The organism is Amycolatopsis mediterranei, from assembly GCF_026017845.1.
GTDB lineage: Bacteria > Actinomycetota > Actinomycetes > Mycobacteriales > Pseudonocardiaceae > Amycolatopsis > Amycolatopsis mediterranei.
This window is the reverse complement of the sequence record NZ_CP100416.1, coordinates 8,348,469-8,360,864: the sequence shown is the minus strand read 5'-3', so window position 1 is coordinate 8,360,864 and position 12,396 is coordinate 8,348,469. Positions and strand designations below refer to the sequence as shown.

Annotated in this window: 8 protein-coding genes; 3 read left to right on the top strand and 5 right to left on the bottom strand. The window is 69.7% G+C overall.

Translation table 11 applies throughout. The features are described 5' to 3' along the window. Positions 1 to 27: 27 nt before the first annotated feature. Entirely contained in the window at positions 28 to 852 is an 825-nt protein-coding gene (locus ISP_RS37610) for an enoyl-CoA hydratase-related protein (protein WP_013229031.1), read from the bottom strand. A 299-nt stretch (positions 853 to 1,151) separates the two neighbouring features. Here ISP_RS37610 and ISP_RS37605 point away from each other — a divergent pair, with 299 nt between their 5' ends. After that, positions 1,152 to 2,135 (top strand): ketopantoate reductase family protein, encoded by a 984-nt coding sequence (locus ISP_RS37605; RefSeq protein ID WP_013229030.1) that lies wholly within the window; start codon positions 1,152 to 1,154, stop codon positions 2,133 to 2,135. Positions 2,136 to 2,268: 133 nt separating this feature from the next. Here the strand turns inward: ISP_RS37605 and ISP_RS37600 are convergent, their stop codons facing one another. From ISP_RS37600 to ISP_RS37585, 4 genes are read right to left on the bottom strand one after another with little or no spacing between them, the layout of a single operon-like run. Then, positions 2,269 to 3,222 carry a D-2-hydroxyacid dehydrogenase gene (locus tag ISP_RS37600; protein ID WP_013229029.1) on the bottom strand — a complete coding sequence of 318 codons (954 nt, stop codon included), beginning with the start codon at positions 3,220 to 3,222 and terminating at the stop codon, positions 2,269 to 2,271. Then, entirely contained in the window at positions 3,219 to 5,666 is a 2,448-nt protein-coding gene (locus ISP_RS37595) for a beta-glucosidase family protein (RefSeq protein ID WP_013229028.1), read from the bottom strand. The genes ISP_RS37600 and ISP_RS37595 overlap by 4 nt, the downstream gene beginning before the upstream one ends. After that, positions 5,663 to 6,664 carry a 2-hydroxy-3-oxopropionate reductase gene (locus ISP_RS37590; RefSeq protein WP_326938645.1) on the bottom strand — a complete coding sequence of 334 codons (1,002 nt, stop codon included), beginning with the start codon at positions 6,662 to 6,664 and terminating at the stop codon, positions 5,663 to 5,665. The genes ISP_RS37595 and ISP_RS37590 overlap by 4 nt, the downstream gene beginning before the upstream one ends. Further along, complete coding sequence (locus ISP_RS37585) at positions 6,571 to 9,024, bottom strand: hypothetical protein (RefSeq protein ID WP_265049880.1); 2,454 nt, start codon at positions 9,022 to 9,024, stop codon at positions 6,571 to 6,573. Before ISP_RS37585 ends, ISP_RS37590 begins: the two co-directional genes overlap by 94 nt. A gap of 365 nt (positions 9,025 to 9,389) precedes the next feature. Here ISP_RS37585 and ISP_RS37580 point away from each other — a divergent pair, with 365 nt between their 5' ends. Both ISP_RS37580 and ISP_RS37575 read left to right on the top strand, forming a co-directional pair. Continuing rightward, positions 9,390 to 11,567, top strand: a complete 2,178-nt coding sequence (locus tag ISP_RS37580) for a beta-galactosidase trimerization domain-containing protein (protein ID WP_013229025.1) — start codon at positions 9,390 to 9,392, stop codon at positions 11,565 to 11,567. Then, a complete protein-coding gene (locus tag ISP_RS37575) occupies positions 11,567 to 12,376 on the top strand; it encodes an alpha/beta fold hydrolase (protein ID WP_013229024.1) in 810 nt (269 codons plus the stop codon). The genes ISP_RS37580 and ISP_RS37575 overlap by 1 nt, the downstream gene beginning before the upstream one ends. Positions 12,377 to 12,396: the final 20 nt, after the last annotated feature.

Here is a 12,396-nt window from a genome sequence, read left to right as displayed (position 1 = left end):
CTCGAGGGGCGGACCGGTTCACCGGTGTCAGCGGGCGGCTGGTGCGGCCTCGGTCGTCACCGCGGCCGCGCCGTCGCCCGGCCAGGACCACCGGGGCTCCCGCTTCTCGAGCGTGGCCGCCGCGGCTTCCTTCGCGTCGGGGGACTGGGCGAGCCGGATCGTGTATTTCTGCTCGTGGGCGTACCCCTCGCGCACGCCCATCGCCTCGGACTCGTTGAGGGCCCGCTTCGCCAGCCGCAGTCCCAGCGGGCTCTTTCGGGCGATCTTCGCGGCGAGCGCCCGCGCCTCCGCCAGCTCGTCGCCGTCCTTTCCGACGTACTGCACCAGGTCGACCCGAAGCGCCTCCTCGGCGTCGAGCGGCTCACCGGTGAAGTACATCAATCGCAGCCTGCCTTGCGGAACGAGCCGGGCGAGGTGGCGGGCCCCGCCGCACCGTCCGGCGTTGATCTCCGGCAGCCCGATCGACAGATCGGCGGCCGCGAACCTGATGTCGCAGCATGCCGCGAGCACGGCCCCGGCGCCAAGGGCATGACCGTTGACGACGGCGATCGTCGGCACCGCACAGTCCAGGATCGCGTCGTAACAGGTCCTCGCCCAGCGCTGCCGCAGCTCGAACACGGACTCCGCCGGGCTGATCGCCTCCACCGTCTCGCGGATGTCGGCGCCGGCGCAGAACATCTTCGGATTCGCCGACCGGAGGATCACCGCGTGCACGTCCGTCCGTTCGGAAAGGTCACGGAAGGCCGTGGTGAGTTCCTCGTACATCGTCAGCGACACTGCGTTGACTGGGGACCTGTCGAGTACGACTTCGGCGACGGGACCGTCGACGTGCAGCTGGATGGTCGTGAACACGTGAACTACTCCTCGGTGAGCAGATGAGCTATTAAAACATGTTTATGACTTTTAAGGTAGGTCGTGTCTGGCTCGTGGTCAAGAAGATGGGACTGCGGCCGTCGCCTCAGCCGGCCGCTGCGAGCGCTGTGGGGGTTCGGCACCGAAGGCGACTGCGCCGCGTTAACGATGGAGTTCGCGGCGCTGAGTCCCTGTCGGGCAACAAGGGCTAATAAACTGCATTATTGACTCAAGGAGGCCTCTGGGGATAAATTCCCCGCGGCCGACGTGAGTCATCTGGCTGGGACGAGGAGGTTTTGGTGAAAGTCGTCGTGATCGGTGCCGGGGCGATCGGAGGGCTGATCGCAGCACGTCTGGCACGAAGTGGGCACGAGGTGTCCGTGTTCGCCCGGGGCAGAACGCTGCGGGCCATCCGGGCGCGCGGCCTGCAGCTCATCGAAGGTGCCTCTGCCCCGATCACTGTTCACCCCTCTTCCGTGACTGACCAGGTAGCGGACCTGCCGCCCGCGGAACTGGCGGTCGTCGCGGTGAAGGCGCCATCTCTGCCCGGACTCGTCCCGCGGATTGCCGGGATGCTGACGTCGGTACCGATCGTCGTACCGGTGCTGAACGGCCTTCCGTGGTGGTTCGTCGACGAGTACGTGACACCCGTGACGGGTGCGCGTCCGGACGTGCCCGATCCGAGTCGCGCACTGGCCGTGGTGCACCGGGACCGGCTCCTGGGCTCGGTCGTGTTCCCGGCGAGCTCCTGTCCTGAGCCCGGCGTGATCCGTCATGCCTCGGGTGAGCGGATCGTGTTCGGCGAGATCGAGGGCGGGACCAGTGAGCGTGTCGCGACCGTCGCGGGCATGTTCACCGCCGCCGGATTCGATGCGGTGGCCTCTCCGTGCATCAGGGACGACGTGTGGTTGAAGCTGCTGGGAAACGCGTGCTTCAACCCGGTGAGCTTGCTCGTCGGGGCGTCGACCGACAGGCTGATCGACGACGCGCGCGTCAACGCGCTGTTCGTGCGGATGATGGCCGAGCTGGCCGGGATCGGTGCCCGGCTGGGTGTGACCCGGCAAACCGATCCGCTCGAACGGCTTGTTCTCACTCGTCGGCTCGGCCGAGTCAAAACCTCGATGTTGCAGGACGCCGAGGCGGCCAGGGCGGTCGAGATCGACACCATCGTCGGCGCTGTCGTCGCTATCGCCGAAGCGCTCGGTGTTCCTGCGCCCAGGCTGTCCGCGGTCCACGCTCTGGCGCGGTTACGTGCTGAGACCGCGAATCTGCTGCTCGCCTAGCGCGTCAGCAGCCGGGGAACCCCTCACTGCCGGGCTCAGCCGGCGGCGTGCCACAGGGGCAGGTCGCCGCCGCCTACGTTGCGGAGCCTGTGTCACCGTCGCGGCCGAAGTGGCCGTATGCGCGGCGGCATCCTCAGCCCGGCGCGTACCCGGCCTTCTTGTCGACGACGTTCAGCAGACGCCGGCCGGTGGCGTAGCGTGCGACGTTCTCGGCGAAGATGTCGATTGCGCGGACGACCGTTTCCGGCGTGGTTGCGCCGTTGTGCGGGGTGACCACTACGTTCGGCAACGACCACCACGGCGAGTCCTCGGGGAGGGGCTCTTCCGAATGTGCGTCGAGCCCTGCGCCGGCTATGCGCCCGCCGGTGACAGCGGCGAGCATCGCCGCGTCGTCGACGATCTCTCCCCTGGATATGTTCACGACGAATGCGGTCGGCTTCATCACGGCGAAGACCGATTCGCCGATGATTCCGCGAGTGGTCTCGGTGAGCGGTGCCGCTACGACGAGGAAGTCGCACAGGGCCGCGAACTCGGTCATGTCTGCGGGCCCGAACATTCTGTCGACCCCGTCGGCGCTCCTCTCCTGATGGTTGCGGAGCCCGAGCACGCGCATGTGGAAAGCGCGGCACTTCACGGCGAGGTCCCGTCCCGCCTTCCCCATGCCGACGATGCCGACGGTGCTGCCCGCGAGTTCGCCGTGGCGGAAACGGTCCCACCGTCGCGCCGCCTGCGCCGCCATCCACCGCGGCACATCGCGGTTCAGCATCATCATGAGCAGGAGCGCGTGCTCGGCCAGCGGGACGGCGCCGTTGCCCGCCGAAGTCGTCAGCACGACGTCGGAGTCCACCGCGCGCGGTGGGAGGTCGGCGTCGGCCCCCGCGGTCCAAAGCTGGTTCCAGCGAAGGGCTTTCGCGATGCCGAACCGTTCCGGCGTGAGGTGCCCGGCGACGACCTCCGCGTGAGCGAGGAGGTCGTCCGGCGGGTGCTTCTCGGTGACGATGTCGAAATCCGGCGCGATCGCCCGCAGTTTTTCGACCACGTCACCGGGAACGGGCGCCTCGGTGATCAGCAGGAGCCGCCCGGTCATCGGCCGTCCTCCTGGATCGTCACGCGCGCGACCTCGCCGGGGTCACCGGCCGAACGAGCGATGGCCAGTTCGAATTCGCCCGGTTCCCAGGCCCAGCCGTGGTCCCAGTGCGCGAAGGCCCGCCGTGGCACGGCGACCCGGATTTCGGCGGTGGCCTGGGGTTCGAGGCGCACCGCGCGGAATCCCGCGAGCCAGCGCGCCGGCCGGTCGATCGCCGACTCCGGCCGCGCGGCGTAGACCTGGACGACGTGCTTGCCGGCTCGCTCACCCGTGTTGCGCACCTCGACGACGACCTCGAACCCGTCGGCGGCCGGAACCACCTGCGGCCGGCCGACCGCGAAGGTCGTGTAGCCCTCGCCGTGCCCGAACCAGTACCGCGGCTCACGGCCGGCCCGCAGCCACGCCCGGTACCCGATGTGGACGCCCTCGTCGTAGGCGAGTTTTCCGTCCTGGGGCACCACATTCCGGACGGGGACGTCCTCGAACGCGTGCGGCCACGTCGTCGGGAGGCGGCCGCCGGGCTCCTCGGTGCCGCGTAGGACGTCTCCGAGCGCCGTGCCGTACTCCTGCCCACCGAACCAGGTGAGCAGGACCGCGGCGGCGTCGTCGGCCGCGGGCAGCAGTACCGGGGCTCCGGAGTTGACGACGACGATGGTGCGCGGGTTGGCGGCGATCACGCGGTGGGCGAGTTCGTCCTGCCGTCCGGGAAGCCGGAGCGTGGTGCGGTCGTGTCCTTCGGACTCGACCTGGCTGTTCGTGCCCAGGACCAGCACGACGACGTCGGCCTCCGCCGCCAAGGCCTCGGCGCGCTCCAGCAACAACTCGGGGTCGGTGGTGTCGGGTCCCAGCCCGATGCCGGTGGCGAGGAGGCCTTCGAGACCCCCGGCGACCGGCGCGTAGTCGAACCGATAGGTCAGCGCGTACGTGCGCCCCGCGTCGACGCGTGCCGTGGTGGTCCGCGTGGACGGCGAGAGGATCGCCGCGCCGAGGTCTTCGCCTTCGGCCTCCGCGTCGGTGTCGAGGATCGTCTTCCCGTCCAGGACGATCCGGCCGTGACCGACGCCGCTGAAACCGATTTCGACGTCCGCGCTCTCCGTCGGGGTCCACTCGGTCACGAGTTCGAGCGCACGCCCGCGGCCGATGGGGGCGTCTCCGCCGAACCAGACGAACGAGGTGGCGAAACGGTCCTCTTCGAACAGGACTTCGTCGTCGGCGCCGCGCAGCCGCAGGTGCACCCCTGGCTTTCCGCTCTCGGGATTGCGCAGCTGAGCCAGGGGGAGGTCGGCGAGACCTTCCTGGACCACGGCGCCGAGGGCGTAGTCCACGTGGGAGTGCGGGAACGCCGCGGCGACACCGTCGAGCGGACTGACGACCCGCTCCGGGACGACCGTCGCGCTGCCGCCCCCCTGGGTGCGGGCCAGCCGGGCGTTGTGGCCGATCACGGCGATGCGGGCCGGGGCGGGATCCAGCGGCAGGATGCCGTCGTTCGCGACGAGCACGGCGCCCTCGATTTCGGCACGGCGGGCGAACGCGATCCCGTCGGCCGGTGGGACATCCACCGGTGCAGTGTCCGCCAGGGCACCGACTCTGGCCGCGAGCCGGAGGATGCGGACCACCTTGCGGTCGATGGCCGCTTCGGTCACTTCGCCGGCCTCGACTGCCGTCACGAGCGCGTCTCCCCACGCCCCTTCAGGGCCCGGCATCGCGAGGTCCTGTGACGCGCGCGCGGCGGCGACGGAGCGCACGCCGGTCCAGTCGCTGACGACGACTCCGTCGAACCCCCATTCGCTGTTGAGCGGGGTTTCGAGGAGGTCGTGTTCTGATGCGGTCACACCGTTGATCGCGTTGTACGCGCTCATGAGCGCCCACGCGTGCGCATCGGTGACGGCGTCCTCGAAAGCCCGGAGGTACACCTCACGGAGGGTGCGCTCATCCACCTCGACGCTCGCGGTGAACCGTTCGGTCTCGAAATCGTTGGCGACGTAGTGCTTGGGCGTCGCCGCGACTCCGGCATCCTGCACGCCTGACACGTAGGCGGCCGCGAGGGCCGCGGTCAGGACCGGATCCTCGCTGAAGGCCTCGAAATGACGGCCGCCGAGAGGTGACCGGTGCAGGTTGATGGTCGGTCCGAGGATGACGTCGACGCCTTTGCGCCGCGCCTCCGCCGCCGCGAGGGCGCCGTACTCCGCCGCGACCGCCGAGTCCCAGGACGACGACAGCGCGGTCGCGGACGGGAGGTTGATCGACGGGTGGCGCTCGTCCCAGACCGGCCCGCGCACGCCGGATGGCCCGTCGGAGAGGACGATCGAGCGCAGGCCGATGGACGGCAGCGGTGTGGTGCTCCAGAAGTCGCGGCCGGTCAGCAGACTGACCTTCTCGGCAAGCGACAGCTGTGCGGCGAGTTCGCGGATGCGGTTCTCGTCGATGGTCGGTTCGGTGGTCATCGCGGCGCCCTCTCGGCCGTGCTCAAGCCGGTGTGCTTTCCGGACAGCTGTTCGACTTGAAGGAGCAGGGTGGAGTGGTCCAGTGAACCGGCGCCCTGCGCGCGCAGCGAGGTCAGCAGATCGGCGACGTGCGCTCCCAGCGGAATCGCCACACCCGCGGCTCGGGCGGAGTCCACGACGATGCCGAGGTCCTTGTGGTGCAGGTCGACCCGGAATCCCGGCTCGAAGTGGCGGGCGAGCATGCCAGGGGCCTTTCGCGCCAGGACGTTGCTGCCGGCGAGCCCGCCGCCGAGGACCGTGATCGCCGAGGACAGGTCGACGCCGTGCGCGTCGAGGAACACCAGCGCCTCCGCGAGCAACTCGAGGTGGCCCGCCACGATCAGCTGGTTCGCGGCCTTCACGGTCTGCCCAGCACCCGCCGGACCCACGTGCACGATCGTGCTGCCGACGGCGTCGAACACCTCCGCTGCGGCGGTGAAGTCACCGGCATCGCCGCCCACCATGATCGACAGGGTGCCTTCGATCGCGCCCGCCTCGCCACCGCTGACGGGGGCGTCGAGCGCACGGACGCCGCGTTCGGCCGCAGCTGCGGCGACCGCGCGGCTGATCTGGGGCCGGATGGTGCTGGCATCGATCAGGAGGGTCCCCGGACGGGCATTGTCGAGCACACCGCCGTCGCCGAGGACGACAGCCTCGACGTCGGGGCTGTCGGGCAGCATGGTGATGACGACGTCCGCGCCGGCGACGGCCTCGGCGACCGAGCCGGTTGTGCGCCCGCCTTTCTCGGCGAGCACACGGCTTTTGCCGGGAGAGCGGTTGTACCCGATCACGTCGAAGCCGGCGTCGACCAGGTTTGCCGCCATGGGCGCTCCCATCACGCCGAGACCGATGAATCCGATCGTGGTCACGCGAGGTCCTTCCTGAGTGCGTCCGGCCGTTGTTCGTCGCCGGGCGGGTCTTTTTTGGCTGGTGAAACCACGAAGTAGGGCCGACCGCAAAGATCCGGTCCGAGGTCCGGATGGTTCGCCGCCGCGCCGTCCGGCGCGATCACCTCGACGTAGTACTGCAGGGCACGATCGGCGGGGATGTCGTCGCCCGGGATCTCACCGGCCCAGGCCGTCCCGGCAGGGGAGAGCGGGAGCACGCGATATTCCTCGGCCTGGTTGACCGGCCGATAGTGCAGCCGCACGGACTCGGCACCGTCGGCGTGGACGAGCACCGGCACGCCACTGCCGCCGGTGAACGAGAGCGGTGTGTCGTGCCGGACCGTGAAACCCGTTGCCCGGCGCGGCTCGCGCTCCGGGATGAGCCGTGGCGGAACGGTCACTCCGCGGCCGACCTCCCGCGCCAGCGCGGCGATGTCGGCGTCGATGGCGTCCAACCGGTCGGACCAGTGCCCGCGCTGGAATGCCGCACCGCCGAACGCGAGGTCGTCCCGGTACACCGCGCCGGCCGCCGCGGCCCGCTCCCACGCCGCTCGCGCGTTCCGGTAGTGAGCCACCGCCTGATCGCCCGCATTGCGGTCGCCGGTTCGCTGGAACACGGCGAACGCCCAGGCCGCGCGGAACTTGGCCGCGAAGAACTCCGCGATCCCGGCGAGGATCCGCACGTCCGCGGCGATTCGGCGGTAGTCGGCGCTTGGCGCGGGTCCGGCGAGCGTCTCGGCCTCGTCCAACGACTGAGAGGCGTCGCGGGCAAGCCGGTCGAACAGGTCGGCGACATCCCATGGCGAGTAGCGGCCGTCGGGCGTCCCGCCCAGCCACCGGTCGGCGTACTCGTCGACACCAGCGAACACTTCCGGGTCGAGTGAGCCGACCGATCCGAAGGTGTGCGGTGGCTTGGAGTCGAAGGTGAGGTCGGGCGGCCAGCCACGCTCCGCGTACGGGTTGTCCACCACCGGCGGCACTGGAACGATCGGTACGTTCGTGTACATCTCGGGCCAGTACATCGCGCACGCCGTCGAAGGGCCGTGGGTGGTGAACACCAGTGGCAACACGCGGGATGCCGCCGCGAGAGCACGTTCCACCGCCGGCCACGCGCCGCCGTGCACCGAGCGCAGGTGACGTCGCCACGACTCCGGTTTTTCTTGCGGGTCGTAGGCGAGCCGGCCTCGCAGCCGAGTGGCGTAGCGGTGTTTGGTCCAGTCCCGCGGGCCCAGTGCCAGCTCGGGGTCGCGGTACAACTCTCGCCCGCCGGGCATCCCGGAGTCCTTGCGGCCCTTGAAAGTCATCATGTCGAACCACTCGATGCCCGCGGCTCCCCCGAAGGAGGCTTCGCGGCCGACCGCGGCCGCCGCGGCCGGATCGCCCCACGACAGGAAGCGCTGCGTGCCCGGCCAGACGCGGTAGACGATCTCGTAGGGCCGGTCCTCGGTGAGGAAGTCGGCGTACCCGTACCGCGTGAAACTCCGCCGTGCGGTCTCCTGCCAGCCGGTCACGGATTCGTGGTGCCCGGTGGCATTGGCCAGGCGGGTTCCCCGCTCCGCGATCCGTTCCGACGGGTCGCGTTCGAGCCGGCGGATGGACGCCTGGTGATAGGGCAGCCCCATGTGTTCACCCCAGTACTTCGGCGACAGGGTCGCCCGCTTTCCCGACTCGCGCGTCGCGCGGATGAGCTCCTCGCCCACGCCCTTGGCGTGGAAGTCCACGTCGGTGAGCCCGGGGAACTCGCCGAGACGGGAGAGGACCACCCGCCAGAACTCGTGGGTGGGCTCGCGGATGCCACCTTCGACGTGGACCCGGAAGGTCAGGCCGCGGATTTCGGGCACGGCCGCCAGCAGCGTGGCGAGGGCGTCGCGGCAGTAGGCGGCATGGTTGGTGTCGTCGATGCCGGTGATGCGGAGGGGGTCGGCGTCGTCGTCCGGGTCGTAGCGGTAGGCGTGGTTCCACAGCCCCAGGTGAAAGTCCAGGCCGCGCCGAGTGGTTTCGCGGGCAACGTACCGCAGGGCGGCGAGGTTGCGTGCGCGCTCCGCAGCGTCGACTCCGTCGATCTCGACGTCGTAGCCCGGCACCGTCACCACGTAGGGGTAGAGGAACTGGAGGTACGAGTCGCGCACTTTCTTGTCGATCGTGAAGTCGTTCCCCGGGCCTGTGCCGAAGCTGAAGCGGTTGAACCGGTGCGTCGCGAGGTCGGTGAGGTACTCGTCCCAGAACCGCCGGTCGTGGAACCACCCGGAGTCCTCGGCCCGGCTGGAGAAGATGCGGGTGAGGGACCGTACCCGGTTGGCCGGTCGTCCGTCTTGGTCGCCGATCCGGTCCAGCACCCCGACTTCGTCCGGGCCGGTCGCGTACGTGACGCCGTCGACGATGTCGAGCACGGCGTACATCGCGCCGCGGGTGTCGGGCGCGGCGATCGTCACCGCACTTCCGCTCCGCCGGATACGGAACCCCTCCGCCGGTAGCTCCGGCGCGTCGACCGCCCGCACGAGCTGAACGCCGGACCGCGCGAGCGCGGCAGCCAGCTCGCCGAGTGCCCACGAGACCGGGTCGTCGTCCGATCGCGGGTGCCTTTCGTCCAGGACGACAACCTGTTCGCCCCGGCTCACATCACGCCTCTCACGACGTGGGCCATCGGCCTGCTTCCTGCTGGAACAACCGGCTTCATCCTCAACCAACTCCCGGATCCGTTCACCGTCGAGCGCTCTGGACAATCAGGCAAGTTGTAATACAAGATAGCTTGAATGACAACTTGTGAGCCGTCGTGCTCGCGGAGGAGGAGAAGCCGATGCCGGCCACCGAGCTGCGACTCGCCGGGCTGACCCGCTACGGGCAGGTGAACTTCACCGAGGACGACGTACGCCTGCTCGACGTCGGCTTCTGGCGGGACGTGTGGCGCCGATCGCGAGTGCAGGTCGTGCTGCTCAACTGCGGCGGCATCATGGCGTACCACCCGACACGCCTGTCAGGGCATCCCGTCGCGCGTGGCGTCGACCGTCGTGACCTGTTCGGGGAGATGGTCACCGCGGCGCGCGAGCTGGGCATCGAGGTGGTGGGCCGCCTCGACGTCGGCGTGGTCGACCAGCATTTCCGGGATCTACACCCCACCTGGATGATGACCGATGCCAGCGGCCGCTCACGGACCCTCAACGACGTCACCGGGGGCACTTGGGGCCGGCCGGGTGGGCACCGCATCGAGAACGAGATGTACTACACGTGCATCAACTCCGGGCTCTTCACTGACTACCTCCCGGCGCTGCTGACCGAAGTGGCGCAGGGGTACGACGTCGCCGGCTTCTTCACCAACGGGTTTCCCACCGTCGCACTGGCGTCTCCCTCCACGCGCATGCTGTGCCGGTGCGACCGGTGCACGGAGTTGTGGGCGGATTACGCCGGCGGGGTGCCGTTCCCCGCCGCCGACGACCCCGCCGACCCGGTCTTCCGCCGTTACGTGGAGTTCCTGCGTGAGACGTCGTTGGCACGGTTGCGCGCTCTGCGCAGCCACGTGAAGGAGATCTCGGCCGATCTCTCCTTCAACACTTCGGCGATACCCGGGGTGAGTGGCGGCCTGCCGTGGACGGAGTGGGCCGCCGAGCTCGACGTCCTGTTCTGCGACAACCAAGACCGCTCGCCCGACTACGGTCGCTCGGCGCCTTCGCACGGCCTGTGGGAAGTCGGCCTCAGCTCAGAACTGCTGCGCTCGGTGTCGGCCGGGAAGCCTGCGGTGCGAGTGCAGTCCACGGCACGGATGCGCGGCAGCGGGCGCCACAGCTCGAAGAACCCGGCCGAGTTGCGGCTGCAGCGGGCACTCGCCCTCGCCCACGGCGAGCTGCCGATGTGGCACGCCGTGTCGGGACGGCAGTACAGCCGTCGCTGGCTCGAGGGCGTGGTGGAGTTCGACCAGTGGGTCGCCGAGAACGGCTCTGTCTTCGCCGACCGCCGCTCGCTCGCCGACGTCGGGATCGTCTGGTCGCAGGAAAGTGCTTGGCTCCAGGACTGGGGCGGAGCCCTGCCCGGGCCGCGGTTCAGCGACGCCCTGAATGGATGGCACCTCGCGCTGAGCCGCGCTCGGGTGCCGGCGCAGCTCGTCTTCGCAGACGGCATCGCGTCGTTCACCTGGCTTCGGGTTCTGGTGCTGCCGAGCAGCCTCGTGCTCAGCGCCCGGGCGGTCGAGCGCGTCGTCCGGTTCGCGCGGGAGGGCGGCGCTGTCGTGGTGTGCGGCGCGGCTGGAATGCTCGACGAATGGGGTGTTCCGCACGAGGGCGACCCCATCGGGACCCTGGTCGGCGTGACGCGTGACCCAGCCGCGATGCTCGGCCCCGAAGCGGTGTCCTACCTGCATCTAGACGGCGACCCGGTGGCACGTTCGCTCCTGCCTGGCCTCGGCGACGACGACGTCGTTCCCGGCAGCACCTGGCTGGTCCCCTTCCGCGCGGGGTCCGCGGAGACGGCGCTGATGTGGAACGAGGGGGAGTTCGTGATCCCGACGCATGCGGCGGGGCTGCCCCGCGCCGGCGGGCGGCCGACACTCGCCCGTCAGGCCACTCCCGTCCGCTCCGCCTACCTCGCTGCAGACCTCGACGCCCGGTTCTTCACCTACCGGGCCGTGGAACACCGTGAAATCCTCGCCGGCCTCGCACGCTGGAGCTTGGCTCCCGCAGGACCGACCATCGAGGTCGACGGCCCCGGCGTCGTAGACGTGCGCAGCTGGTGCACCGCCGACGAAGTCGTGATCGTGGTGACGAACCTCGACAACCCCGGTGCCCAGGATGAGCCCGTGGAGGAGTTCCGCCCGGTGGGGCCACTGCGTGTTCGCGTGAACGGAACAGCCGTCGCCGGCGGGGACGCCCACTTCCACCGGGAACGTCGTTCGGCGAAGCTCGCGATCGAGGACGACGGTGCCGTGACCTTCGTTCTCGATCGGGTCGTCGACTTCGAGGTGGCGACCCTGCCCGGCGGTGCCTGATGACCGACTTGCATTGGATCGCCACCGGCCGGGCCGATGGGCCGGTGGTTCTGCTGAGCAACCCGCTCGGTGCGACGTCGGACGTCTGGGCGGACCTCGCGGGTGTGCTTGAGCCGCGGTTTCGCGTCATCCGGTACGACTCGCGGGGCCATGGTCTTTCCCCGCTGGGAAAATCGCCGATCGACATCGGCTCGCTCGTCGACGATGCCGCGGACGTCCTCGATTCGGCGAGTGCCGAACACGCTCACGTCGTCGGGCTCTCGCTCGGTGGCATGGTCGGGATGTCGCTCGCCGCCCGCATGCCCACTCGGGTCCGCTCGCTCACCGCGATGTGCACAGCAGCTTTCTTTCCGGACAAAGAGATCTGGGGAGAACGTGCCCGGGCGGCGCGGGACGGCCGGATGGCGGACCTCGCCGACAGCTCCCTCGAACGCTGGTTCACCAGTGCGTGGACACATCGGCACCCCGCAGCTGTCCAGGCCGCTCGGCGGATGTTCTTGTCGACCTCGGTCGAGGGGTATGCCCGCACCGCCGAGGCCGTCGGGGCCCTCGACCTGAGGGACGCGTTGCCCCTCGTCGTCTGCCCGGCCCTGGTGGTCGCGGGCCGGTTCGACCCGTCCACGCCGTCCCCGCTCCTCCAGGAGATCGCGGACGGGATCGACCAAAGCCGTTACCGGGAACTGGAAGGCGCCCACTGGCTGCCGGTGGAGGCCGCGGCAGCGGTGTCGGAAACCGTGCTGCCCTTCTTGGCCGAGGTGGATCAGTCCGTCAACCGGGGTGCCGAAGACGCAAAATGTAAGACATTATGACAATCCTGTGACATACTCAG